At 44.3% G+C, this 25173-nt stretch carries 24 protein-coding genes and 1 riboswitch; of the genes, 20 read left to right on the top strand and 4 right to left on the bottom strand.

Going from position 1 to position 25173, the window contains the following annotated elements; all coding sequences use genetic code 11:
• Positions 1–2: 2 nt before the first annotated feature.
• From JKM87_RS11555 to hutG, 9 genes are all read left to right on the top strand, one after another.
• Positions 3–1031, top strand: a complete 1029-nt coding sequence (locus tag JKM87_RS11555; protein WP_202080518.1) for an NlpC/P60 family protein — start codon at positions 3–5, stop codon at positions 1029–1031.
• Between the two features lie 102 nt (positions 1032–1133).
• Positions 1134–1955 carry a lipid II flippase family protein gene (locus tag JKM87_RS11550; protein ID WP_202080517.1) on the top strand — a complete coding sequence of 274 codons (822 nt, stop codon included), beginning with the start codon at positions 1134–1136 and terminating at the stop codon, positions 1953–1955.
• Positions 1956–2063: 108 nt separating this feature from the next.
• Positions 2064–2735 carry an HAD family hydrolase gene (locus JKM87_RS11545; protein WP_236838773.1) on the top strand — a complete coding sequence of 224 codons (672 nt, stop codon included), beginning with the start codon at positions 2064–2066 and terminating at the stop codon, positions 2733–2735.
• A gap of 127 nt (positions 2736–2862) precedes the next feature.
• Complete coding sequence (locus JKM87_RS11540) at positions 2863–3231, top strand: YhjD family protein (RefSeq protein ID WP_202080516.1); 369 nt, start codon at positions 2863–2865, stop codon at positions 3229–3231.
• A 141-nt stretch (positions 3232–3372) separates the two neighbouring features.
• A complete protein-coding gene (hutP, locus tag JKM87_RS11535) occupies positions 3373–3828 on the top strand; it encodes a hut operon transcriptional regulator HutP (RefSeq protein ID WP_202080515.1) in 456 nt (151 codons plus the stop codon).
• A gap of 118 nt (positions 3829–3946) precedes the next feature.
• Entirely contained in the window at positions 3947–5512 is a 1566-nt protein-coding gene (gene hutH, locus JKM87_RS11530) for a histidine ammonia-lyase (protein WP_202080514.1), read from the top strand.
• 14 nt (positions 5513–5526) lie between these two features.
• Positions 5527–7185: a urocanate hydratase gene (hutU, locus tag JKM87_RS11525; RefSeq protein WP_202080513.1), complete on the top strand. Its 1659-nt coding sequence runs from the start codon at positions 5527–5529 to the stop codon at positions 7183–7185.
• A 103-nt stretch (positions 7186–7288) separates the two neighbouring features.
• Positions 7289–8596: an imidazolonepropionase gene (gene hutI, locus JKM87_RS11520; protein ID WP_202080512.1), complete on the top strand. Its 1308-nt coding sequence runs from the start codon at positions 7289–7291 to the stop codon at positions 8594–8596.
• Entirely contained in the window at positions 8586–9611 is a 1026-nt protein-coding gene (gene hutG, locus JKM87_RS11515) for a formimidoylglutamase (protein WP_236838772.1), read from the top strand. Before hutI ends, hutG begins: the two co-directional genes overlap by 11 nt.
• Before the next feature lie 44 nt (positions 9612–9655).
• On the opposite strand, the gene pdaA is transcribed toward hutG, so the two are convergent.
• Positions 9656–10471: a delta-lactam-biosynthetic de-N-acetylase gene (gene pdaA, locus JKM87_RS11510; protein WP_202080537.1), complete on the bottom strand. Its 816-nt coding sequence runs from the start codon at positions 10469–10471 to the stop codon at positions 9656–9658.
• 396 nt (positions 10472–10867) lie between these two features.
• On the opposite strand from pdaA, the gene JKM87_RS11505 reads away from it, so the two are divergent.
• The 3 genes from JKM87_RS11505 (at position 10868) to JKM87_RS18090 (ending at position 14893) form a co-directional block, all read left to right on the top strand.
• The gene (locus JKM87_RS11505; RefSeq protein ID WP_202080511.1) at positions 10868–13273 is read left to right on the top strand and encodes a M14 family zinc carboxypeptidase; all 2406 of its coding nucleotides are present in this window, start codon (positions 10868–10870) and stop codon (positions 13271–13273) included.
• A gap of 75 nt (positions 13274–13348) precedes the next feature.
• Positions 13349–14683 carry a S8 family serine peptidase gene (locus JKM87_RS11500; RefSeq protein WP_202080510.1) on the top strand — a complete coding sequence of 445 codons (1335 nt, stop codon included), beginning with the start codon at positions 13349–13351 and terminating at the stop codon, positions 14681–14683.
• Positions 14684–14758: 75 nt separating this feature from the next.
• The gene (locus JKM87_RS18090; RefSeq protein ID WP_272899207.1) at positions 14759–14893 is read left to right on the top strand and encodes a hypothetical protein; all 135 of its coding nucleotides are present in this window, start codon (positions 14759–14761) and stop codon (positions 14891–14893) included.
• Here the strand turns inward: JKM87_RS18090 and JKM87_RS11495 are convergent.
• Positions 14877–15146, bottom strand: coding sequence for an alpha/beta-type small acid-soluble spore protein (locus tag JKM87_RS11495; RefSeq protein ID WP_202080509.1), 270 nt, complete (start codon positions 15144–15146; stop codon positions 14877–14879). The genes JKM87_RS18090 and JKM87_RS11495 overlap by 17 nt on opposite strands.
• Before the next feature lie 159 nt (positions 15147–15305).
• Here JKM87_RS11495 and JKM87_RS11490 point away from each other — a divergent pair, with 159 nt between their 5' ends.
• Both JKM87_RS11490 and JKM87_RS11485 read left to right on the top strand, forming a co-directional pair.
• Positions 15306–15566 carry a DUF3892 domain-containing protein gene (locus JKM87_RS11490; protein WP_236838771.1) on the top strand — a complete coding sequence of 87 codons (261 nt, stop codon included), beginning with the start codon at positions 15306–15308 and terminating at the stop codon, positions 15564–15566.
• A gap of 162 nt (positions 15567–15728) precedes the next feature.
• A complete protein-coding gene (locus tag JKM87_RS11485) occupies positions 15729–15941 on the top strand; it encodes a PLDc N-terminal domain-containing protein (protein WP_202080536.1) in 213 nt (70 codons plus the stop codon).
• Positions 15942–16086: 145 nt separating this feature from the next.
• Positions 16087–16174: riboswitch (cyclic di-GMP riboswitch) on the top strand.
• Between the two features lie 165 nt (positions 16175–16339).
• On the opposite strand, the gene JKM87_RS11480 is transcribed toward JKM87_RS11485, so the two are convergent.
• Positions 16340–18106, bottom strand: a complete 1767-nt coding sequence (locus JKM87_RS11480; protein ID WP_202080507.1) for a B12-binding domain-containing radical SAM protein — start codon at positions 18104–18106, stop codon at positions 16340–16342.
• 357 nt (positions 18107–18463) lie between these two features.
• On the opposite strand from JKM87_RS11480, the gene JKM87_RS11475 reads away from it, so the two are divergent.
• From JKM87_RS11475 to JKM87_RS11460, 4 genes are all read left to right on the top strand, one after another.
• The gene (locus JKM87_RS11475; protein ID WP_202080506.1) at positions 18464–18730 is read left to right on the top strand and encodes a phosphocarrier protein HPr; all 267 of its coding nucleotides are present in this window, start codon (positions 18464–18466) and stop codon (positions 18728–18730) included.
• A gap of 2 nt (positions 18731–18732) precedes the next feature.
• The gene (gene ptsP / locus JKM87_RS11470; protein WP_202080505.1) at positions 18733–20451 is read left to right on the top strand and encodes a phosphoenolpyruvate--protein phosphotransferase; all 1719 of its coding nucleotides are present in this window, start codon (positions 18733–18735) and stop codon (positions 20449–20451) included.
• Positions 20452–20495: 44 nt separating this feature from the next.
• Positions 20496–21002, top strand: a complete 507-nt coding sequence (locus tag JKM87_RS11465) for a PTS sugar transporter subunit IIA (protein WP_202080504.1) — start codon at positions 20496–20498, stop codon at positions 21000–21002.
• Positions 21003–21109: 107 nt separating this feature from the next.
• Positions 21110–21946, top strand: a complete 837-nt coding sequence (locus tag JKM87_RS11460; protein WP_202080503.1) for a PRD domain-containing protein — start codon at positions 21110–21112, stop codon at positions 21944–21946.
• A gap of 247 nt (positions 21947–22193) precedes the next feature.
• Here JKM87_RS11460 and JKM87_RS11455 read toward each other — a convergent pair whose 3' ends face one another.
• On the bottom strand, positions 22194–23129 hold the full coding sequence (locus tag JKM87_RS11455) for a nucleoside hydrolase (RefSeq protein WP_202080502.1): 936 nt from the start codon (positions 23127–23129) through the stop codon (positions 22194–22196).
• A 192-nt stretch (positions 23130–23321) separates the two neighbouring features.
• Between JKM87_RS11455 and JKM87_RS11450 the strand changes: the two genes are divergently transcribed.
• Together JKM87_RS11450 and fni are read left to right on the top strand one after the other, a co-directional pair.
• On the top strand, positions 23322–23723 hold the full coding sequence (locus tag JKM87_RS11450) for a CoA-binding protein (protein ID WP_202080501.1): 402 nt from the start codon (positions 23322–23324) through the stop codon (positions 23721–23723).
• A gap of 318 nt (positions 23724–24041) precedes the next feature.
• Entirely contained in the window at positions 24042–25091 is a 1050-nt protein-coding gene (gene fni, locus JKM87_RS11445; RefSeq protein ID WP_202080500.1) for a type 2 isopentenyl-diphosphate Delta-isomerase, read from the top strand.
• Positions 25092–25173: the final 82 nt, after the last annotated feature.

Below are 25173 nucleotides of genomic sequence, written 5' to 3'. Positions count from 1 at the left end.
TAGTGCAACTGAGACATGGTCAAAAGGTCATGATCATGCTGCTGTTAAGTGTCCTAGTATCCGCTTGTGGAACGGGAGATCAAGGGATGGAACAACAAAATCAAGATGAATCCTTCATTGATTTACATGTCAATCCTTTCAGCGCGGATCAATCTGAGAATGGTGCTTTGCAAAAGGGCCAAGAAACCATGACGCTTATGTTAAACGGTGAAACACTGGACGACATCACAACGTACCGTAAAGGTGGGTTAACCTATGTGCCACTCGTGCCAGTGTTAGAGCTATTAAATTATAAGGTTGTGGATGAAGGTCAAGACATTAAAGCTGGTTTCACAGATGTGTTGCTAGCGTTCGATTTACAAACCAACCGAACTTTAGTGGAGGGGGAAGAGGTCAGATTGTCTTCGCCTTTAACGATGGTGGACGAGGAAGTCCTCATTCCCGTTATCTCCTTGAACCAAATCTTAGGGGAGAACGTAGAGGCAAAAAAGCAAGACCGACGTATCACAATCAATACTGAACGCGAAACGGAGTCTTACGGTTTTAAACGCCATGAGAGTTTGGACGACCTGCCACAAGATGATAACGGTGACACGGAGGATATCCCGGCTGTTGCCCCACAAGTTGCGGATAGTATCATTGAGACAGCGAAGCAGTACTTAGGCACCCCTTATGTCTTTGGATCACCCTCAGGTTATGAGGAGACATTTGATTGTTCTTCTTTTACACAGTACGTGTATAAGCAACATGGCATTGATTTGCCACGTGTGTCTCGTCATCAAGCCAAACGAGGAGAGTATGTCCCAGTCAAAGATCTCAAGCGTGGAGATTTACTGTTCTTCTATTGGCCAGGACGTTTTGAAAGCAACCGTATTGTCGGTCATGTCGGTATTTACGCCGGTCACGGTTACATGATTCATGCCTCTCCTGTGCCCGAGGATGGTGTACAGATTGAAAACCTTAATAAACGTGACTCGCTATACCGAGAAGTTTACTTAGGGGCGAAAAGAATAAGCACAGATACACAGTAAAAGCTACCCAACCCCTTCTTGGGTAGTTTTTATTTTTCGTATATGAGACATACTTAAGGAAGCGTGATAGAATGGGACTAGTAACCCTTAGGAGCTGCTAAAGTGGATGTGATAACGACCAAAGTACTGTTAATTTCCGTATTCATTATTCTTATTCATACCATTGAAACGTTGGCTTACGGCACACGATTATCAGGAGCGAGAATAGGATTCTTAGCTCTGTCTCTCTCATTGTTTAATATGTTAGTGATCGTATCGCGAATGGGGAATATGGTCCAACAGCCTTTCACAGGGAGTCTCATAGATGTCGCCCCCCATGTCGACACGCTGACCTATGTCAGTCAACAGTTTAGGGTCATTATTGGAGCGGCCACATTTGGCACCCTATTAGGGGCCATCCTACTTCCGACTTTCGTGGCTTTATTTTCCAGAGCGGTATTGCACCTACACCAGGAAAAAGGTTCTATACCAGCACTACTCCGTTCATCCTTACATATTCGTATTTGGAAAAGGGTAGGTCGGCATATTAAATGGCCAACCTTAGCCTTTGTAAATAAACTTAATCTTAAGGCGATGCCAGTGTCTTTTTTCCTCATGAATATGTTAATCACTGCGATTTACACAATCGGGGTGCTTTCGGCTTTATACGCGGCTCTACTCGCACCAGATCGAGCCGCCACTGCCATTATGGCTTCAGGGTTGGTCAACGGTATCGCCACCGTTCTGCTTGTTGTGTTTATCGATCCGAAAGTGTCCTTACTAGCGGATGAAGTGCATCGGAATCAAGGACGTTACTTAACGTTGAGAGACGTTACGGGCATGCTTGTGATCTCAAGAGTCTGTGGCACGCTGTTGGCCCAGCTTTTGTTTATACCTGCGGCCCATTATATCGCGTGGCTCACTCGGTTCATTGCTGTATCGTAACAGGTCACGAAGTAGTAAAAAGTAGAAACGAAAGAGAAACGAGAGAGAAACGAGAGAGAAATGAAAGAGAAACATCTATCCGTATTGAAGAGTGGAGGAGGAACAAATATGAGTATTAAAGGCGTTATTTTTGATTTTGATGGGTTGATTTTAGATACCGAAACAGCGTGGTATCACGCTTTTGATCATGTATTTGCCAAGTATAATCAAACGCTCCCTTTAGAGAAATACTTACAAGTGGTTGGGACGACATTTGATGCTTTCCATCCTGATGATTATCTACAGGAACTGATAGGGGAACGCTTGGATAAAGCTATCTTATTCCAACAAAGAAAAGAGAAATACGAGCAAATCATGTTGGAGCAGGATTTACGTCCGGGTGTCAGGGAATATCTCTCCGAGGCGAAACGAATGGGACTTAAGATCGGCTTAGCTTCTAGTTCTGAGCGTGAGTGGGTTGAGCATTACCTGAGAGCTCACCACATCTACGATTATTTTGAGACCATCAACACGAGTGATGACGTAGAGCACGTCAAGCCTGACCCAGCATTATATTTGCGTGCGCTAGATAAGCTCGGGATCAAAGGTGAAGAAGCGATTGCCTTTGAAGACTCGGGGCACGGGGCACACGCAGCAGTAAGTGCAGGTATACACTGTGTATGGGTGCCGAATACGATCACCACGCACAGACCACCAGAGAAAGAAGTCAGCCTGACCCTTCATTCTATGGCGGATAAATCATTTTCTGATGTGATACAAGCTGTACAAAGCACTAGTTAGCGCATCACCATCGTTAATAGGTAAATATAACCAGGAGGAAAGGACTATAATTCCTCCTTTTTTTATGGCATAATAAGAACATACGTTCCTTGCGTATCTGTCTAACTTGATAAGGGGTGAAGTTAGGATGAAAACTGTTTCACCATTTGCGACGTTAAAAACGTATACGGTCTTACAAGTGCTATTAAAATGCCTAGATTATAATGAGCGCCGGCTACAAAGCGTCGACATCAAGCTGAAGGAAGTGTATCAAGAATGGGGTGAGAACGTCAGGCATCAAGTGCTGCAAGATTTAAAAACAGCGAAGGCTGCCTTGAAGCGGGAGGGCATTGTCATTGAGAAAGAGATGATGTCTAAACAAGGGGTGTCTATTGATTTTAGACACAAAGGATATCGCGACACTTATGCCATTTGGGTAGAATATTTGCAAGGTGAAGTCAAGCTGGCTCTAAAAAAATATATGCAGCGGGAGCATAGATCAATGAAGACATATTGACAACGATTTCCTCCCCTTCTACAATGTAAGAAGATACTAGTTATAAGATAAGGTGTTTAGACATTAGTTATGAGACCTAAGTGATGAGATATAGATAGTAAGCATCTTTAAGACATTGACTTAAATGGGAAGAGGGACATAATGAATCAGCAAACGGACCATCGGATTGGTAGAAATGCCGTTATACTTGCTCTCCATGCGCAAGATGAAGGTACCTCCCCTTTTGCAGATGAAGTGGTCAAGCAGGGCTTTACCTACTGTATCGGCAAATCAGGAGCCATGGACACCCACAAAATTGTGGCGGCAATAGAAACGGCAGCTAAAAGAAACGGTTTAATCAGTACAGACACGTATCGAGACACACACGCGCTGTATCATGCCATCATTGAAGCGTTACATGGTGTGACAAGAGGGCAAGTCCAGCTAGGTTCTGTCCTACGAACAGTTGGTCTTACGTTCGCCATTGTCAGAGGCCAACCATACCCCGATAAGGAGGATGAAGGGGAGTGGATTGCGGTCGCCCTGTATGGCACGATCGGAGCACCAGTGAAAGGCTTAGAGCACGAAGCTGTGGGATTAGGCGTTAACCATATTTAACAAGTGAATATTAGGCCCATAGTCATGAGTTATGAGGGGGCTATATCTTCTGCGACGCAGGGGATGTAGCCCCTTTTTGTTTTTTTTAGACCTTATCCCAAATAAGGAGAGGATTGCAATGGTAGAGGAGAGAAACGAAAGAGTCACCTTAGACGGGTACTCATTAACGTTAGACGAAATCCACCGTGTCGTGATGAAAGGTGAAAAGGTGGCTGTTAAAGACGAAGCATGGTTTCGCGTGCGGGAAAGCCATCAAACGGTACAGGATATCGTTGAGCAGAATCAAGTCGTTTATGGCATTACGACAGGATTTGGGAAATTAAGTGACGTCTATATTCATAAGCATGAGGTAGAGGCGTTACAAACAAACCTGATACGGAGTCATGCTTGTGGTGTCGGTGCACCGTTTGATGAAAAAGTGAGTCGTACCATTTTGCTCCTGAGGGCCAATGCCTTAGTCAAAGGTTACTCTGGTGTGCGTCCGGAAGTCATCTCATTTTTAGTTCAACTACTCAATGAGCACATCCATCCCGTGATTCCTCAACAAGGATCACTAGGAGCAAGTGGTGATCTGGCACCGCTATCTCACATGGCGCTCGTCGTCATGGGGGAGGGAGAGGTATACAAAGAAGGGCACATCGTGTCGAGCCAAGATATTTTTCAGCAAAAGCAAATCACGCCCCTTCGTTTACAAGCTAAGGAAGGCTTGGCACTCATAAACGGGACACAGGTCATGACGGCCGTTGGCGTTTTAAATCTGCTTAACGCAGAGACGGTGGCCTTGCAAGCGGACTTGATCGCTTCAATGACCATAGAAGGACTAAGAGGTGTCATCGATGCGTTTGATGATCGCATTCACCTCGCACGTGGTTATCAGGAACAACGTACGGTAGCGAAGCGCCTTAGACACTGTTTGCAACATAGTCAATTAGTCACTAGACAGGGAGAGTTGCGTGTTCAAGACGCTTATTCATTAAGATGTATTCCTCAAGTACACGGAGCCACATGGCAAACCTTACAATATGTGCGAGATAAGCTCGAGGTAGAGATCAATGCAGCCACCGATAATCCATTGGTGTTTGCCGAAGCGGATGATGTCCTGTCGGGTGGCAATTTTCACGGACAACCGATGGCCTTAGCCATGGATTTCTTAGCCATTGCGATGGCTGAAATGGCCAATATTTCAGAGCGAAGAATTGAACGTTTGGTTAATCCCCAACTTAATGACTTGCCAGCTTTTCTTAGTCCAGAACCTGGCTTACAGTCAGGGGCCATGATTCTGCAATACTGTGCCGCTTCCCTCGTTTCAGAGAATAAAACACTGGCCCATCCAGCAAGTGTTGATTCTATCCCGTCGTCCGCCAATCAGGAGGATCATGTAAGTATGGGAACGATCGGCGCAAGACATGCGACCCAAGTCATTGATAATGTCCGTCGTGTGTTGGCGATTGAGCTATTTTGTGCTCTGCAAGCGGTGGAGTATCGAGGTCCAGAGCGTCTTGCTCCCGTCACGAGTGCCTTTTATACGTTAGGGAGAGAGCAGGTTAAGTCCCTGAATCAGGACCGTGCCACAGCTCAAGATATTGAACATCTCGCTGCATGGTTACAGGACACATTTAATCCTAGTGAAGCACCTTACGAATTAACCTTGGATCCATCACAAAACAAATCTGTTATGAATTAAGGGAGGGTACGATGATGAATAACACAAACCGTGTCATCAAAGCGAAAACAGGAATGGAGAAAGAATGTAAGGGATGGGAACAAGAAGCGGCGCTACGTATGCTCATGAACAACCTCGATCCTGAGGTCGCCGAAAGACCTGAAGATCTCGTCGTCTATGGCGGTATAGGGAAGGCTGCACGAGACTGGGATGCGTATCACGCCATCGTACGTACATTAAAAACCCTGGGTGACGATGAGACGATGCTCGTGCAATCCGGAAAACCGGTTGGCGTTTTCAAAACACATGAGCAAGCGCCGCGGGTGCTCATATCTAACTCTGTCTTAGTCCCCCAATGGGCGAACTGGGAACACTTTCGTGAACTAGAAGCAGAGGGACTCATGATGTACGGTCAAATGACGGCAGGAAGTTGGATCTATATTGCCACACAAGGCATTTTACAGGGAACATATGAAACATTTTCAGCCGTGGCAAACCAACACTTTGGTGGAAGCTTGAAAGGCACCTTAACGGTTACAGCAGGTCTGGGTGGCATGGGAGGCGCACAGCCACTAGCCGTTACCATGAATGAGGGAGTGGTCATTGCCATTGAAGTCGATGAGGCGCGAATAGACAAGAGGATAAAGACACAATATTGTGATCGCAAAACACACTCATTACAAGAAGCACTCACATGGGCTGAGGAAGCGCGACGACAAGGCGAAGCACTCTCAATTGGATTGGTTGGGAATGCAGCGGATATGTTGCCTGAGCTTACGGCGAGACAAGTCAAAATAGATATCGTCACCGATCAAACCTCTGCACATGACCCTTTAAACGGTTATATTCCTAGCGGGTATACTTTACAAGCGGCAACAGAACTTCGTCATGAAAATCCAGACCGGTATATGACAGAAGCGAAGCAAAGTATGGCCACACATGTGCAGGCGATGCTCGACCTGCAACGGAGTGGATCTGTCGTCTTTGACTATGGAAACAATATCCGTCAAGTCGCCAAGGATGAAGGAGTGGATCAGGCCTTTCAATTCCCTGGCTTTGTGCCAGCGTATATGAGACCTCTATTCTGTGAAGGAAAGGGCCCTTTCCGGTGGGTAGCCTTATCAGGAGATCCAGAGGATATTTACCGTACTGATGCCCTGATTAAGGAGCTGTTTCCAGAGAATGAAGCCTTACACCGCTGGATCGATATGGCACAACAGAAAGTGGCGTTTCAAGGATTACCTGCCCGTATCTGTTGGTTAGGGTATGGGGAGCGAGTCAAAATGGGTCTTGCCATAAACGAACTCGTCCGTCGAGGGGAGTTAAAAGCACCGATTGTGATTGGCAGAGATCACTTAGACTGTGGTTCTGTCGCTTCACCTAATAGAGAAACGGAAAGCATGAAGGACGGTAGCGATGCCGTAGGTGATTGGGCTGTATTAAATGCCTTGATAAACACTGCCGCTGGCGCAAGCTGGGTCTCATTTCACCATGGTGGTGGTGTCGGTATGGGCTACTCACTCCATGCGGGGATGGTGGCTGTCGCAGACGGAACAGAACAAGCGAAACAGCGCTTAGAACGTGTATTAAACACGGACCCTGGTATGGGCATTATCCGTCATGCGGATGCAGGGTATGATGTGGCTAAGGACGTTGCAGCCGAAAAGGGCGTACGTCTACCCATGAATGAATAGATTAGATAGATAAAAGTTTAAAACGAAAAATATACGAAGATTCTACTTGTCATGATGATACGTTTATGATTAATCATAGCTGATTTTTTAGGAGGGGAAAAACATGGAACTTCAAAATAACACTGGCACTAAGCCAACTCACGTGGACATACTGCTGACGCATATTGGTCAGTTACTGACGATGAATCATGACCACGACCAACCGGTGACTGGGGAGCAGATGAATCATGTTCCCATGCTAGAGGATGCTGTGGTTGGGATTAAAGATGGCCGCATTGCTTATATAGGGCAGATGCAAGATCAGACAACGCAACAGATTAAGAGCGATCAGATGATTGATTGTAAAGGAAAGCTCGTCACGCCTGGACTCGTAGATCCACATACTCACCTTGTATTCGGTGGGTCTCGGGAGCATGAATTTGATCTCAAATTAAAGGGTATTCCTTATCTGGATATACTGGCCCAAGGCGGTGGTATCCTCTCAACGGTGGAAATGACACGCAGGGCAACAGAAGATGAATTGTATGACAAGGCCACTTTTCATCTTGAACGGATGCTTTCCTATGGTATGACAACGATTGAAGCCAAAAGTGGTTATGGGTTAGATCGCGAAACAGAACTCAAGCAGCTACGGGTCGTTAAACGCCTACAACAAGAACAAGATACCGATATCGTCTCTACCTTTTTAGGCGCGCACGCGATACCGAAGGAATGGAAACAGGACCCTGATGGGATGCTTGACCTCATGATAGATATATTAGATGAAGTCAAACGGGAGGAACTGGCTGAATTCGTTGATATTTTCTGTGAAACAGGGGTATTCACCGTTGAACAGTCTAAACGCTATCTGGCCGCCGCAAAGGACAAAGGATTCGGACTGAAAATACACGCTGATGAAATTGATCCACTGGGTGGAACAGAATTGGCCGCCGCATTAGGGGCAACGTCAGCTGATCATCTGGTAGGGTCCTCCGACAATGGGATTGAACAGCTCGCAGCCAATAAAGTCACCGCCGTTCTTTTACCGGGGACCTCCTTTTACTTAGGCAAAACTGAACATGCACGTGCACGTACAATGATAGAAAATCAGGTGAGTGTAGCCTTATCCACTGACTTTAACCCTGGGAGTTCACCAACGGAGAATATACAATTCATTATGAATTTAGCAGCGTTACAGCTAAAGATGAATCCTGCAGAAGTTTGGAATGCGGTGACGGTCAATGCAGCTCATGCCATAAACCGCGGTCATTCAGTGGGACAAATACGTGAAGGCTGGCAAGCGGATGTGGTGTTGTGGGACGCACCGAATTATCAGTATATTCCTTATCATTATGGTGTGAACCATGTTAATACGGTCATTAAGAAAGGGAAAATAAAAGTGGTGAGAGGATGTCGACAAGATGAGTTCTAAGACGTTTACACATTTACACCCAGCTGGAGAAGCAGTATTTAGAGATAGCGGAATCACGAAGGTTGGGGATATCATCACATCGATGCCGCTTCAAGCAGATGAGACTGACTCGTCCGCATCTTCTGAGGCGACGCTTAGTCCCTCCGTTTCAGGCATAGGACTCGTGGGCGTGCCGTTGTCTAAACCGTCCATTAGTCATTCTGGGGCCTCTTTTGCCCCGCAAAGTATCCGGCAGGCATTGTTTCAGGCCACCACATACGCCATAGAAGAGGAGGTAGACCTCCAAAATCTATTTATGTGGGACTGTGGAGACATACAGATGCATGTCACAGACATCACTGAGTCTCACAAACGCATACGCGAGACAGCGGCCCAACTGGCATCGCTGTACCCGTCCATGATCCCTATTTTCCTCGGTGGCGACCATTCAATCTCATGTCCCAGTTTACAAGGTTGGATTGAAGCCCAACGGTCATGGGGTAATCGAGTGGGGGTCATTCAGTTTGATGCGCACCACGATTTGCGAAACACTGAAGATGGGGGACCTTCCAATGGCACACCGTTCAGAGGATTGATTCAATCCGGTACCTTGAAAGGGAATCAATTAGTGCAAATCGGCATCCGTAGTTTTTCCAATTCTAAACGGTATCATCAATATGCACAGGAACAGGGTGTACGTGTCTTTACCATGAAAGACGTAAGAGAACGACAAATGGATGACATCTTAACGGATGCGCTGGCCCACCTCAAGGCATCATGTGACATCATATATTTATCTGTTGATATGGATGTCCTCGATCAATCTGAAGCGCCTGGATGTCCCGCTATCGGCCCTGGCGGTATGGCTAGTCAGCAACTGTTGGCGTCTGTGCGTGACTTAGCCCAACAAGATATCGTGCAAGGGATGGATATCGTGGAAATCGATCCGACCAAAGATTTTAGAGACATGACCAGTCGCCTAGCCGCCCATGTGATTCTACAGTTTTTAGTGGGCTATGCCCAAAGACAAGTTTAATGGATGGAAGGAGTTGCGATTACAGAGCAGCTCCTTCTTTTAAATTATGGGTTGAAAATATCACTGTTCAGGCCTAACTCTTTTTCCACGACGAGGTCGTTCAAGCTTTTGAACTCGTACCCCTCTGCTTTTATGTCATCGATCACCTGTGCAAGGGCCTCTGCGTTATCACTGGAAACCGTATGAAGAAGAACGACAGCTCCCGGATGGACTTGCTTCATAATCTGATCGTGAGCATACTTCCAGCCTTTTTGTTGGTCTGTTTTCCAATCGACATAGGCCAAAGACCAGAATACGTTCATGTACCCTTCTTGGTCTGCTAGTGCGAGGGTACGTTCACTAAAGACGCCTCGGGGCGGGCGAAGATAGTTCATTCCTTTCATACCTGTTATAGCTTCAAACTTTTGCTCTACTTTACGTAATTCTTCACTTACGCGTTCATCACTGATTTTTGTGAAGTTCGGGTGCCCCCATGAATGGTTACCCACGATATGGCCTTCGTTTACCATACGTTTAATGAGAGGGGCCTGTTCATTTAAAAAATGACCTGTGACAAAAAAAGTGGCTGGTACGTCTTTTTCTTTTAGTACATCTAAAATGTCGTCTGTGAACCCATTTTCGTAACCATTGTCAAATGTAAGATAGATGTCTTTTTTGTCCGTATCGCCTAGATAAAAAGCGTTATGCTCCGCTAATAGTTGTTCATATTCTTGCCCTGCTGAAGGTGGTTGATGGTCAGTGCTTCTCTTAAAACCCCAGTTAATGGGTTGGTTCGAGTGAGCATATCCAACCGATTCGAAGCCAGGGCTTAAGAACAGGAATAAAGGAATCAAAATGACTAACAAGACATATTTTTTCATGAATTCGTGTTGATCGCTTTTGTTTTGCTGGTTTTGCTTTATTTTCATACTGTGCATATTCATGCCTCCTAAGATTTATGTCAACATATATGTGTAGATTGTCGTCCCTTATCTAAAAAAATCATATAAAATAGAAATGAGTGTAACAAAGAACCATTGACACGCTAGTGAATAGGGCTATATTAGTGTTTTCTGATGTAGACAGATCAATTCACAACATTTTTTAACAACAACGATTCCGTTTCTGATATAATGATTTAGAGTGACTAATTATTCACTTTACTAAATAATTACCCACCTCAAGACGTTGAGCATGGAAGTATGGACCAAGAACGTACATACACCATGCCACGCGGGACAAAAAGCTATGTAAAACATTTTAAAGGGGGAGGAAAGATGAAAAAACAAGTCATCGCTAGTATGTTAGCCATTGGCTTGGCTAGCACAGCTTCACTGCCTTCGGTTGTCGCTGAACAGGGACAAGCCCCGAATCAGCAACCATCCTGGAAGTATGTCAACATAAACGAGGAGGAAGCTGACAGAAGTCCATTTAACTCAGAACACTATGATTTCGTCAAGTACTCAGAGATTGAAGAAAAGTTAAAGCAATACGCCCAAAGTCCTCGTGTACAACTAGAAGAAAGAGGGACGTCTAGCGAGGGGCGGCCAATGTACGTAGTGACGATCTCAGAACCTAGTGAAAATGGACGTTTAGGTAAACATAAAGCACTCAGACAACAAATGTTCAATAACCCTGAAAAAGCTCAGGATTGGGTAGACGCTAATCCGGATTTTAAAGTCCCGGTCATGATTAACGGCTCTATTCATGGTACGGAATTTGTTGGCACGGACGCCGTACTCCAGTTGATTGAAAGATTCGCATTTAATGACGATGTGGAGACGACGAATATCTTAGAGGATAACATTCTTATCTTTAATGTCGTTGCAAATCCAGACGGGCGTGTCATGGCCACCCGTTTTAATGGAAATGGCATAGACCTGAACCGTGACTTTATCACGCAATCTCAGCCAGAGACCCAACAGATGGTCGATTTAATAACGGAGTGGCAACCGATGGTCTTTTTAGATCTTCACGGTTATGTTGATTATTCCGATTGGTATCCAGGCCAACTCGGTCTCATCGAGCCTTGTACCCCACCCCATAACCCTAACTATCAGTATGATTTATTTATTAAGTGGGCCGAGGATCAGGCAGAAGCGATGGAATCTGAAATCGTAAGCCACAGAGACGCTTATGAAAGCCAAGATTATCAGGAAATGACGGGTTCTTATATCCCTTATCGAGATGGCTCCTCGGGCTGGGATGATTATCCACCGATATTTACGCCCATGTATGCCATGTACCATGGCGCATACGGCTATACACTTGAAGCACCAACCAACGATTGGGACGGTGTACGCTGGACGTATGACGCGACAATGGGTGCGTTAAAGTTTGCCACTGAGAACAAACAGGACATGCTTGTGGACCAAATCGAAATGTTCAAGCGTGGCATTCAGTTTGACCATCCTTCTCATCCTGAAGGCTTTTTCCCTGAAGCTTACGTCTTGCCTGTAGACGACGCTGATCCAACGGTAACCCATAAGGCTGTCAAGCACTTAATACGTAATGACATACAGGTCGAACGTGCCGTACAGTCGTTTGAGGCAGGTGGTCAAACGTATCCGCAAGGGACGTACGTTGTCAGTCTACAACAAGCGAAAGCGGGATTGATCAACACCATGCTGTGGGAAGGGGAAGATATCAGCGACGATGCGCCATCAATGTATGATATTTCATCATGGAGCTTACCTCTTTTATGGGGTTTTGATGCCATCCCTATTCAGACTTCATTTGATGTCAAGACTTCTCCTGTTCAACAAGTACAGGAGAAGGGAGCTTTAGAGGGTAAGGGACCTTATATGATTCCAAACGATTCTGTGGCATCCGTTCAATTGGTGAATGATCTACTGATGCAAGGCATCGATGTGTACAAGGATGACAAAGGACAGTTCTATGTTGAAGCCGAACGTGGTTCATCATTGCAACAAGCAGTCAGCGAGGCAGGTTTACGTCTTCAGACAACTGAATTACCAGAAGATGTGAATAGATTAGAGACCCTGCGTGTGGCTATCTTAGAAGACGGCGGTATGAACAAACAACAAACGCATGCCGGTACAAGACTCGCTTTAGAAAGATTAGGTTTTAGTGTGGCCGAGCTGCATCCGCGGGAAGTGGCAAATGGTATCTTAAGTGAATTTGACGTATTTGTTTACAGTGGCACATCACAACTCATTTCCACAAACCTTTCTGAGGCGAACGCGCCGTTTGGTCTTGAGAACGAGCAACAATTTGAAGCATTTAAAGACAATGTCCATACTTTTGTACAAGACGGTGGTCAATATATTGCTGTAGGTGCACTAGCGACTCATGCAACCGCTCAACTCGACCTTACCGATGTGTCCTATTCTTTGGGACAAGCGAATAGTAACGGGATTGTCCATCTCGACATTGAGGATGACATCTTATCCTCTGGCTATAACGCTGAAGACATCGGCTTTGTTTATAGACCGATTTGGTTTAATGACGTTGAACAAAGTGATGTCACAATTGTCGCCCGTTATGCTGATCAGGAGAACTTCTTTGCTTCTGGTCATTGGAGAAATCGAGAAGCGGCTCAAGGCCAACCTGTTGTGGTTAAGCATAACGATCAAGATGTCACCCTCATCGGTTTAGAACCTAGTTTTAGAGATCATACAGATTATCTATACCGTTGGCTATCTAACGCTATTTTTCACTAAGAGTATGTGTTAATCAGCAATGTTTAACAGGTTTGTTAATCAATATCAATCATTAAAAATGTAGGGGGAAACAATATGAAACGTTTTTGGATGATCGGTCTGGTACTGGCGCTCGCGTTTACAGTACTTGGCTACCAAGGTGTGGCCTTAGGAGAAGAGGAACAAGAATACATCGTACTCGTGAAGGAGAACGCTTCTTACGATGAGGTCGTTCATGATATCACACAAGGAGCCGACATCATCTACGAAGCTCGCGAAGTTGGGGTCTTACATGTTAAGTCATCGGATGAGCAGTTTATGACACATGTGCAAAATATGAGTGGCGTACAGCAGGCTAATCGCCATGTTGATATTCGTGCACATGACGCATGGATCCAAGCGGATAGAGATTTGAATACTGACGACAATCAGGATGCTAACCTATATGAAGAATATCAGTGGGATATTCAGCGTGTCACGGCTCATGGTGCTGCTTGGGACATCAATCAAGGAAACCATGACGTCGTTGTCGGTGTGGTAGATTCAGGGATTGATTTTAGTCACCCTGATTTACAACCCAACTTATTATATGGTAAAACCTTTTTCCCAGAGGCGACAGAAGAGGATGCCTACACCGATAGTGGTATGCACGGGACTCATGTGGCAGGTGCAATTGCGGCCAATGGCAGTGTCAAAGGGGTCGGTCCTGGGTTAGGTATAGCGTCCTATCGTGTGTCCAACAGTGAAGGCCGCATGTCTTGGGCAGGTATTTTAGATGCGATTACAACAGCCGCTGATGATGGGGTGGATGTCATTAACTTAAGCCTAGGTACGTATAGCACGATGACGGACGAACAATCTCGTCTCCTTCATCAATCCGCTAAGAGAGCGGTCAAGTACGCCCAGAACAAAGGCATGATTATTGTCGGTGCAAATGGTAATAGCGCTATGGATTTAGGCAAGGCCTCTCATACAGAACCGGGTGAGGGCAAAATCTATGGCCCACTCTTTGATACTTTTACAGATATTCCTTGGGTCATTAGCGTGTCTTCAACTACTAATAGAGATACACTTGCCTATTACTCCAACTATGGCTCCTCAAACGTTGATTTGGGTGCCCCAGGTGGTGACTTAGGACCGGAATGGCCTAACCCAGAAGAAGATGTATCTCTTATTGATGAAGAAGCGCAAGCCTTGAGTACAGTACCCGTGGAGCAAGGATCCTACGGATGGGCGATCGGGACAAGTATGGCTGCGCCAAAAGTGACGGCGGCAGTGGGTATGGTTAAATCAGCATACCCCGAGACGTCTCCAGCTAGAGTGATCACACATTTGAAACAAACGGCTGAAGATTTAGGGAAGAACGGGCATGACGAAGCATTCGGTCATGGTTTAGTCGATGTGTACGAAGCACTCAACCAACAACCTTAAATCAGATAAATAGCATCAAGCATGAAATGCAATCCATCACCCTTCGGTTGGCATCCCCAACAGGAGGGTGATTTTTTGATTGATTTAGACGCTGCATTAAACAGCTTTGCTTTCCATGATAAAAGCTGGGTGAACGCAGAAGTGCGACATGAAGAGATGTGCTGGAGGGTTACCCCGCACTTGACGCGAACCATTATTGATTATCCTTAACGATGTTTTCCTGCGCCATTCGCACGAGTTCTTTTACCATATGGCCACCGATTGGCCCCCCTACTTGGCCCGCCTCGGCTGAAGTCAGCTGGCCATTATACCCCTTCTTAAGTGCGATATTCTTTTCTTGGGCTACCTCATACTTGACCTGTTCTGGAGACTGCGTGGTATACCCGTTTTCTCTCATGACCCTTGCCTTAAGCAGGTCCATGCCTTGGCGTGCTTCAGGTACAAGTAATCTTTTACGTGTCATGTTTGTCACCCCCTTCGGTTTAGACCTAGTTTAAATCAATGTGCCCCGTTGCATTCACGCTGTGGCAACGCCAAAGATATGCAGACCAAACCATCACTTATGACATAAGTAAAAAAGGGTACAATAATGCGTAAATATAAACCAAAGGAGGGTTCAGGTTTGGACCAAAACCAAGGAAACACAGGTCAGGATCGACAAGAAGAACACTTTGTTGCTGTACGAAAAAATGAGGACGGCGACATTGTTGAACTTAAAACGAGTCAGGGACGTACATTGCATTACAAAGATGCACAACAAGCGGTCATGGAGGGACAAATTCAAGGCGCAAACGTATTTACAGGAAGGGACGGAGCACCCCATTTGCGTAGTAATGCGGATGGAGATCCGTCAAATAATCTCGACCAGTTACCACTGTTCTGATGAATGTTAACCAAAGTGACTGAAACTCTTCTGTGATGAGCACGTATGATGTATTGAATGTGCTAAAATGATGAGTGACATGTTTATAAGGTCGTGCATGAATCTGGTCGTGTACATAGCAAACATGGTACGTTCAGGGAGAGGAGAGGAATAAACAAAATGATGTATGAATTTTTTCCAGGGGTCATGATGTTCAGTGGTATTCTAATAGGCCTCTTATTTTTATTTATATTAAACATTGTGACGAGCATTTGGGCCTATCGGGATTCATTAAGGAAAGGGAATAGTAAAGAGTTCGCCATCATTGTTTTGGTGGGGACCATTGCGTTTCCGGTACTGGGATTAATCGTTTATCTTATCATACGAAATGATTGATAAAATTATTTTAATCAAACTGTATAAAAAGACGTACTCGACAAAATGGCAGATCCTGTCGAAAAAACAGGACTATACAAAAGACAAAGTATAGGTTATGATAAGTATTGACTCCATCCCATTACCCATACCCATTCTAATGTCAAAATGAAAAGGGCACAACTTCCGAAAGGGAGTGTCGCAAAGCCATGGGTCTACGGTCTATTACAGACTATGATTGCCAGGTTGCCGTCTACAATGAATTGTTTTTGGTAACCTCTCATGACCCCATGGGAGGCCTCTTTTTTATATACATATGTACATAAACTTATGACCAAGCACAAAAGGACAGCTACTATAGCATAGCTGTCTTTTTTGTATAGTGATGTGAACGATGATCGGTCACTGCTCGTTGCGAACTAAGCTGTTCCAATTAGAGGCTCTGAAACAGGGAAGAAGAAAGACGTCGGTTGTTGTGTCTTAGGGTTGTAATAGACCATCAGGCAAGTGGCACTTTGCTGAATTTGACCCGTTTTGAAATATTGACCGAGATCATAAGGGATAATATCCATCATAGTATGTTTTTGCAAGGCTTGTTCATTTAACTCTAATCTCTGTAACCCTTGAGCACAATGCTCAGGATTTTCAGATATGGCACGGATCAGTTGTTTTCTTGTGCTCTTATCCATCTCATGGTGCCACCATATTTTTCGTGGCTTGTGCTTATGGTGCATAAAGAAATCGTACTTCATCAAGCTTTTGATAAAATCATACTGTGGTACATTCGATGTGAAAAGAAAGTCGTCTAGCCGTTGAAAAAGATGCTCTAATTGATGACCGATCTTGGACCAACCTTTTTCCTCCCAGTAATCGCCAAAGGATTGGAAGAAATCAAAGGGGGAGGAGAAGGTCTGTTGGGTGATATATTGAATAGTATGATCCATTCTGTGGTCATTCCAGTACTTCTCAAGCACATCCTCTACACGCTTAATGCGAACAATATCCTCAAAAGGTAGGACGTTGTTACTTAAGATTTCATATGGAGCCTGGTCCATATAGACGTAATCATGCTCAGCTGCTCTCAGGCGAACGCCTGTCCCTCTCAACATCTTTAAAAACCCTAACTGTAGCTCCTCAGGCCCGAGGGTAAAGACATCATTAAACGTTTTTCTGAACGAATCATAGTTTTCTTCTGGTAGACCCGCAATTAAATCAAGATGTTGTGTGATTTTTCCTCCGTCTCGAACCATTTCTACTGTGCGCTTGAGTTTTTTGAAGTTTTGTTTTCTTTGTACCCGTTCATTTGTGGCATCATTCGTTGATTGCACCCCGATTTCAAATCGAAAGACGCCAGGCGGTGCGTGCTCGTTTAAAAATGTGATCACTTCAGGTCGCATGATGTCAGCAGTGATCTCAAACTGAAACACACATCCTTGGTGGTTTTTGATGAGGAAATCAAACATCTCCATGGCATAGTCGCGTTTAATGTTGAAGGTACGATCGACGAATTTGATGAGCTTGGCACCGTTTTCAATTAGGAACAAAATCTCTTCTTTCATACGCTCAATATCAAAGTACCGGACGCCGACCTCAATTGAGGAAAGACAAAACTGACAGCTGAAGGGACATCCTCGGCTGGTTTCGATATAGGTAATACGCTTTGCGAGATGTTGTGTATCTTCTTCAAAACGAAAGGGAGAGGGCACTTCTTTTAAGTCTAGTTTTGGCCTTGGCGGGTTCACGATGACGTCTCCGTTCTTATGACGATAAGCCAAACCAAAGACCATGTGATACTTCTGCTCACTTTGCACTTCCTGTAAGAGTTGCTTAAACGTGTCTTCTCCTTCACCCACGACGATAAAGTCTATCTCTGGCACGCGTTCAAACCAGTACTCGACATCGTACGAGACCTCAGGACCCCCCAGTACAATTTTTAAATCGGGATGGACCTTTTTAAGCATCTGAATCACAGGGATTGTTTGCTCTATGTTCCAAATGTAACAGCTAAATCCGATGATATCCGGTTGAAGACTGTGTAACTCCGTGACGATATTCATAGCCGGATCTTTTATCGTGAATTCTTTCATTTGCACTTCAAACTCTGGCTGTGCATAGCTTTTGAGGTATCGCAAAGCTAAGCAAGTGTGAATGTATTTTGCATTTAGTGTGCTAACAATAATGTTCATCATTATCCCTCAATTCCGACTTTTTGTCTGTCTAAATCGTATCAAAAAAGAAAGGAAAAAGTAAATTTAGTCTTTATGTATTGAAATCTTACAATCTATTGTGGTAATATGTCTATGATTGTCGATAGGATTGTTCATTAAATTGCTAACCTAACCTTAACCAAAAACCATATACCTTACATGTGACTGACTCGATCAGGCATGGATGTGACTGAACACGTTTACTCACTCAGCTGAGGGGGAAACTGTGCATACATCCATGCTTTTTTATTTGCCATGAAAGGGCTTTATTTTAGAATGAATCTCTTTCCGAATCGACAAAATAACATATAAACAAACAAAAAGGAGTTTTGCACGATGGCTGAAAAAACATTTAAAGTAACAAGTGAATCTGGGATACATGCACGTCCGGCGACACAGTTAGTCCAAACGGCGTCTAAATTTAACTCTGAAATTGAACTCGTACACGGAGAAAAGTCCGTTAACCTGAAGTCCATTATGGGCGTGATGTCCTTAGGCATTCAACAAGGAGCAGATATTAAAGTAACAGCAGAAGGCGACGATGCTGATGAAGCGCTACAAGCCATTGAAGAATCAATGAAAAATGAAGGTTTAGGAGAATAAGGATGGCAGAGTTGAGAGGAATTGCGGCTTCCTCAGGTATTGCAATCGCGAAAGCGTTTATCATGCAAGATGAGGAATTAGACGTATCCAAAAAGCCGGTGGAAGATGTCGAAGCGGAACAAGGCAGACTTGAGACAGCCATCAACACAGCGAAGGAAGAGTTAGAAGCGATACGTGACCATGCGAAAAAAGAGCTTGGAGAAGATAAAGCTTCAATATTCTCAGCTCACCTCCTTGTGCTAGATGATCCAGAGCTGATTCAACAAGTCAAAGATAAAATTAAAAGCGAAGAGGTCAACGCTGAGTATGCATTAAATGAGGCAGCCAATGGCTTCATTACCATGTTTGAACAGATGGATAACGACTACATGAAAGAAAGAGCCTCAGATCTTAGAGATGTGACGAAACGTGTGTTAGGCCATCTGCTAGGCGTATCTACGTCGAATCCAAGTATGATACAGGAGGAAGTCGTGATCGTTGCCAATGATCTCACCCCTTCTGATACAGCACAAATTAACCGTGAATATGTTCGCGGGTTCACGACGGACATCGGTGGTCGTACGTCTCATTCTGCCATTATGGCAAGGTCAATGGAAATCCCTGCGGTTGTGGGGACGAAAAACGTGACGCAAACAGTCGAACACGGTACGCTGCTCATTGTTGACGGCATTCAAGGTCAGGTGTTAGTGGACCCATCAGATGAGCAAATCAATGAGTATAAACAAAAGCAGGCAGAGTACGTTGAGCAAAGAAAAGAAATGGAAAAACTGGTTAATGAACCGTCTGTGTCTGAAGATGGTCATCAGGTGGAGCTTGCAGCCAATATCGGTACTGTAAAAGATGTCGATGCTGTCCTCAGTAATGGTGGAGAAGGGGTCGGATTATTCCGCACAGAGTTTATATACATGGGTCGAAATGAGATGCCTTCTGAAGAGGAACAATATGAAGCGTATCGCCAAGTGCTAGAACAAATGGGAGATAAGCCTGTTGTCGTTAGAACATTAGATGTTGGTGGTGACAAGGAACTTCCGTATCTCGATTTACCTAAGGAGCTTAATCCTTTCTTAGGTTTCCGCGCCATCCGTATGTGTTTAGACAAACAAGATATTTTCCGCACACAACTACGCGCGCTTTTACGTGCGAGTACGGCAGGCCAATTAAAGATTATGTTCCCGATGGTGGCAACAGTAGAAGAGTTCCGTCAAGCACGTGAGCTATTAGAAGAAGAGAAACAGTCTCTTCAACAGCAAGGCGTAGAAGTGAGTGAACATATCGAATTAGGTATTATGGTGGAAATTCCTTCAACGGCTTTACTCGCAGACGTCTTTGCCAAAGAAGTGGACTTCTTCAGTATCGGAACGAATGATCTGATTCAGTACACCATGGCCGCTGACCGTATGAATGAACAAGTATCCTACTTATATCAGCCATACCATCCTTCAATCCTTAGAATGATCCGCATGGTGATTAATGCGGCACATCAAGAGGGCAAATGGGTTGGCATGTGCGGTGAAATGGCAGGAGACCCTGTGGCTATCCCGTTATTACTCGGTTTAGGGCTTGATGAGTTCAGTATGAGTGCGACGTCCATCTTACCGGCGAGACAACAAATCGCTAAGCTTAACAAAGCGGACCTAGAGCCGGTCGTAACAGAAGCACTCACATTTGAGACCGCTGAGCAAGTGGTAGCACATATCAAACGACATACGAATCAAGCATGACCTTGTAAGCCAGTTCATTCTTAGATAGAAAAAGGTGAAGCGATATGTTTGAAAAACTCATGAACAAAATAGTGGGTGGCAAGCCAGAACAAGAAACCTTCGTCTCTCCACTGACCGGAACAATAGTCTCTCTAAGCGAGGTACCTGACCCGACGTTTTCACAAAAGATGATGGGCGACGGTGTCGCAATCATGCCAAGTGAAGGAGAAGTTGTCTCACCAGTTGAAGGTAAAATCGTTCAGATTTTCCCAACTAAGCACGCCATTGGAATTGAATCTAAAGCGGGTATCGAGATTTTGATCCACATCGGTATCGAAACGGTAGCCATGAACGGGGAAGGCTTCAAATCCTTTGTTAAAGAAGGGGACAAGGTCAAAGCGGGTGATCGTCTCATTCGCTTTGACTTGGAACTCGTGAAAGAAAAGGCAAATGATACTGTAACCCCTGTATTAATAACCAATGGAGATCAGGTAGAAAGCATGGAGACGATGTCTGTCGTCCAAACATCGAAGGGTGAAACAAACATTCTAAAAATCAAAGCAAAGAAATAACATGACAAAAAAAGGGAGGCTCTGCTATATTGAGACAGAGTCACTTTTTTATATGATGCTGCAACAGCATAGTGTGATGCTAGAATGTGGGAGAGGGTAGGTTGAATATGGAGACAAATCGACACGTCTATAAGATAAAAAAGGTTCTAAACAATAATGCTGTCGTTGCACACGATGATGAATGTGAAAAAATCGTCATGGGTGCCGGTATTGGTTTTAATAAAAAGAAAAACGATATTATTCCTAGACATCAGATTGAAAAAGTGTTCGTTATGGAAGAGGGGAACGAGCGCTTTCTAGAGCTATTACGCACCATACCAGAAGAACACATTATGATTGCAGAAGAAATCATATCATACGCTGAACAAAAGCTAGAGGCAAAATTAAACCAACGTGTGCACATCGCGCTGACAGACCATTTATCTTTTGCCTTCGAAAGAATGAAGCAAAACATCCAAATTGAAAATAAGCTGTTGAATGAGATTAAAGTCCTATATCGCAAAGAGTATGAAGTAGGGTTGTGGGCACAGTCCCTTATCAAAGAGAAAATCGGCATTGACATCCCCGATGACGAAGCAGGGTATATTGCGATGCACATCAACACAGCAAAAATGAGTACGCACAGTATGAGCAAGACACTCCAACAGACGACCCTTATTAACGAACTCATTAATATGGTGGGCGAAAACATCGGTTTGAAGATCGATAAAGAAAGCATTGGTTATCAGCGGCTTATCACCCATTTACAGTTCGCCTTAGTCAGGATAGAGGATGGAGAGTCACTGGATACCATGGATCCTGAAATATTAACCCTGATTAAGAAAAAGTATGAGCGAGCGTTTCAATGCGCTCAAAAGATGGCCGAGCATGCGAAACAATACGGTATTCATTTTCCTGAATCCGAAATGGGTTATATTTCCCTCCATATTCAAAGACTCCATTAATCGTAACGCTATTCTCGCCAGCTTGGCCTAATCCGATGCTTACAGGAAGTGAATGAACAGAACCAAGCGTCATTGCAAAAACGACACGAGGAATATGGATGAATAAGATCATTTCCTGGGCAAGCGCATAATACGACATTTGTCAAGGATTTTAAAAAAACATCATCAAAGTTTTAAAATTAACATGACGGATATGTGGCAACGACCATAAAAATCTACCAAAATATAGACAACAAACACGCAAGTATCAGTTGCACATGATCTGCATAAAGTCATTCATGAACAGTGGGTAATTAATGTGAATCGCTAACTTCACTATATTTTCCTCTTCATTTAACTGCGCAGTAGGACGGAAATCGGCGACACTTAACCCTCTTGCCACACCATTGATCTGTAAGTCTACGTTTTTCTCTATATATCTAAGAATGTGTGGATTCACCACTGAACTGACCGTGAGCACATCGTGTAATAGAGCCCCGTTCAGATGAGGAACCAGGTCAGCATAAGCATTGATATAAAAATCTGCAACAGGCTTGATCAGTTCACCAAAGGGATTCTCCGCATAAAAATCAATCGTATCAATCATTTCACTCGTCACTAAAGCGTAGTTCGTCACGTTCAAAGGGACGACAAACAAGTTTTGGGCTTGATTTGTGACGATGTTCGCAGCTAACGGATCGCTGTAAAAATTAGCTTCAGCCACAGGGGAGATGTTCCCTGGCACGAGAAAAGCCCCTCCCATGATATGAAAGGCTCTCGCCTGATTCATGGTATCAATATCAATAAGGAAGGCCATCGCTAAAGCTGTTAACCGTCCCGTATCCAGAACGACGAGTTCATCTCCATATTCATTGACCAAATCAAATATCACCGTAAAGGGTTCCGCTTCCGTACTAATGTCCTCAGGAGGCTGGATCGGCCCTAGCCCCTTAGGTCCATGGATCTCCGGATAGTACGTCGCTATCTCTCCTGTAAAGGGCCCACGAGCCCCTTCGATGATTCTCACGTCATTCTCCATACCTGCCAATTGAACCAAGTAACGCGCATTTTGTGTGGCCTGTTCCTTGGACACATTCCCATAACTCGTAACGATACCCACTAATTCAATATCGGGATGCAAAAGGGCATATATTATAGCGAGAGAATCATCAATACCTGGATCACTAAAAAAGAGCACCTTCATGAACTCACCTCGTTGTATAGAATGGCTTATCATATACGTATGAAACGTCAGTATGTATCATACCATTTGTTATCTGTACATGTTATTTTTTCCAACAAGGTATATTAAATACTGAGTAAGAGGACATTAGACACCGTTTGTTGAATACTGAGATGTTACCATTTTTAACAGATATTTGAGGGAGGGTATGTTATGGGTGCATCACGTGAAGAAATCAAACAAGTGTTATCGCAAGCTCAAAATATTGCTGTGGTGGGCTTATCAGACAAGCCCCATCGAACAAGCTATCAAGTCTCGGCGTATATGCAACGAATGGGTTATCATATTATCCCGATCAATCCGAATATCACCTCATCTCTGGGGCAAAAGGCGTATGCTTCCTTGGATGAAGTACCGGAACACATTGATATCGTTAATGTCTTTAGAAAGAGCCCTCTAACGGTTGAGCCTGCGCGGCAAGCTGTGGCCCATGGTGCTAAATGCCTATGGCTACAACTCGGTATATTTAATGAAGAGGCTTATCAGATTGCCACAGAAGGTGGATTATCTGTGATGATGGATGCTTGTATCATGGTTGAACATCAGAACTTGTAAACGAATATCTGGGACAGACGCTTTGAGCATTTAAGCGTTTAGATTAGCGAAAGCTGTATGTACTACTTTTAGCCCGGACAATATATAGTAAAGAAAGTAATATATATACCATTAGAAAGAACATTGATTCGATACAAGCTAGAAACACATCACAACGTATCAGAAACACAACACTATGTATCAAACACATGAGTAATACATCACAAGAACACAACACTATGTATCAAAAACACATGAGTAATACATCACAAGTACACAACACTATAGGTACATGTAAACTAATACGGACAAGCGAGTACGACAGATGGGGTGGACCGCATGGGAAATGAAGAGCATCAGCACTTAGCACAAACGGAGCAGAGAAAGAATGAACATATTGATATTGTCCTCCACGAGGATGTTTCAGGTGAAGGCATGACAACAGGATTAGAAAAGTACACATTAATCCATAATGCACTTCCTGAAGTCAGTTTTGAAGATATATCACTAGCAACAACGTTTCTAGATAAACAAGTGAAAACGCCATTCTTAATCAGCTCAATGACGGGCGGAACACAAAGAGCATGGGAAATCAATCGTACTCTAGCCCAAGTAGCAGAAAAAAGAGGCTGGGCTATGGGTTTAGGATCTGTGAGAGCTGCCATAGAAAACAAAGAGGTACGATATAGTTTTAAGTTGCGATCTGTGGCGCCAACAATCCCTATCATTGCCAATATGGGGGCCGTGCAGTTGAACTATGGCTACGGAGTCGAAGAATGTTTAACAGCTGTCAAAGTCACTCATGCGGATGCCCTTGTCTTGCACTTAAATACCATGCAGGAAGTATTTCAGCCCGAAGGAGATCTTAATTTTTCTCATTTACTCCCTAAGATAGAAAACGTGGTCAGGCAGGTGGATGTGCCGGTTGGCGTGAAGGAGGTTGGATGGGGGATCAATGCAGATGTGGCTAGTAGACTGAAAGAAATAGGGATTGCCTTTATCGATGTCGCTGGTGCTGGCGGCACGTCTTGGAGCCAAGTGGAAAAGTACAGAGCAACGTCACCCGTTATGAAGGAAGTGGCTCAAACTTTTGCCTCTTGGGGAAACCCAACGGCCGAGTGCATCACTGACATCCATCAAGAACATCCTCATCTGCCCATTATTGCTAGCGGGGGAATCAGGAATGGACTAGAAGCAGCGAAATGCTTGGCACTTGGAGCCCAGACTGTCGGATATGGCCGTTCAATCTTACGTGACGCATCTGTCTCCGTTGAAGCTTTAGAACAACGTTTACAAAAAATCGAACTGGAATGTCGAATTGCCATGTTTGGTGTGGGCGTTTCTTCCATCGTGGAACTACAAAAAGGAACAAGTATCAAAAAAGTATAGAAAGACTAACATAAGGCGACAAATAGATCTTTTCATTTTGTCATAATACTTGTAAAATAAGATTAAAAGAGCAGTGCGTTAC

Source organism: Caldalkalibacillus salinus (assembly GCF_016745835.1).
GTDB lineage: Bacteria > Bacillota > Bacilli > Caldalkalibacillales > JCM-10596 > Caldalkalibacillus_A > Caldalkalibacillus_A salinus.
The sequence above is the reverse complement of the archived record's forward strand: the minus strand, read 5'-3'. Positions and strand labels throughout refer to the sequence as shown.

Coding starts and splice junctions, on each gene's coding strand:
- JKM87_RS11545 (WP_236838773.1), top strand. CDS start 2,064: ATGAGTATTAAAGGCGTTATTTTTGATTTTGATGGGTTGATTTTAGAT.
- JKM87_RS11540 (WP_202080516.1), top strand. CDS start 2,863: ATGAAAACTGTTTCACCATTTGCGACGTTAAAAACGTATACGGTCTTA.
- hutP (WP_202080515.1), top strand. CDS start 3,373: ATGAATCAGCAAACGGACCATCGGATTGGTAGAAATGCCGTTATACTT.
- hutH (WP_202080514.1), top strand. CDS start 3,947: ATGGTAGAGGAGAGAAACGAAAGAGTCACCTTAGACGGGTACTCATTA.
- hutU (WP_202080513.1), top strand. CDS start 5,527: ATGAATAACACAAACCGTGTCATCAAAGCGAAAACAGGAATGGAGAAA.
- hutI (WP_202080512.1), top strand. CDS start 7,289: ATGGAACTTCAAAATAACACTGGCACTAAGCCAACTCACGTGGACATA.
- hutG (WP_236838772.1), top strand. CDS start 8,586: ATGAGTTCTAAGACGTTTACACATTTACACCCAGCTGGAGAAGCAGTA.
- pdaA (WP_202080537.1), bottom strand. CDS start 10,471: ATGAAAAAATATGTCTTGTTAGTCATTTTGATTCCTTTATTCCTGTTC.
- JKM87_RS11505 (WP_202080511.1), top strand. CDS start 10,868: ATGAAAAAACAAGTCATCGCTAGTATGTTAGCCATTGGCTTGGCTAGC.
- JKM87_RS11500 (WP_202080510.1), top strand. CDS start 13,349: ATGAAACGTTTTTGGATGATCGGTCTGGTACTGGCGCTCGCGTTTACA.
- JKM87_RS11495 (WP_202080509.1), bottom strand. CDS start 15,146: ATGACACGTAAAAGATTACTTGTACCTGAAGCACGCCAAGGCATGGAC.
- JKM87_RS11485 (WP_202080536.1), top strand. CDS start 15,729: ATGTATGAATTTTTTCCAGGGGTCATGATGTTCAGTGGTATTCTAATA.
- JKM87_RS11480 (WP_202080507.1), bottom strand. CDS start 18,106: ATGAACATTATTGTTAGCACACTAAATGCAAAATACATTCACACTTGC.
- JKM87_RS11475 (WP_202080506.1), top strand. CDS start 18,464: ATGGCTGAAAAAACATTTAAAGTAACAAGTGAATCTGGGATACATGCA.
- ptsP (WP_202080505.1), top strand. CDS start 18,733: ATGGCAGAGTTGAGAGGAATTGCGGCTTCCTCAGGTATTGCAATCGCG.
- JKM87_RS11465 (WP_202080504.1), top strand. CDS start 20,496: ATGTTTGAAAAACTCATGAACAAAATAGTGGGTGGCAAGCCAGAACAA.
- JKM87_RS11460 (WP_202080503.1), top strand. CDS start 21,110: ATGGAGACAAATCGACACGTCTATAAGATAAAAAAGGTTCTAAACAAT.
- JKM87_RS11455 (WP_202080502.1), bottom strand. CDS start 23,129: ATGAAGGTGCTCTTTTTTAGTGATCCAGGTATTGATGATTCTCTCGCT.
- JKM87_RS11450 (WP_202080501.1), top strand. CDS start 23,322: ATGGGTGCATCACGTGAAGAAATCAAACAAGTGTTATCGCAAGCTCAA.
- fni (WP_202080500.1), top strand. CDS start 24,042: ATGGGAAATGAAGAGCATCAGCACTTAGCACAAACGGAGCAGAGAAAG.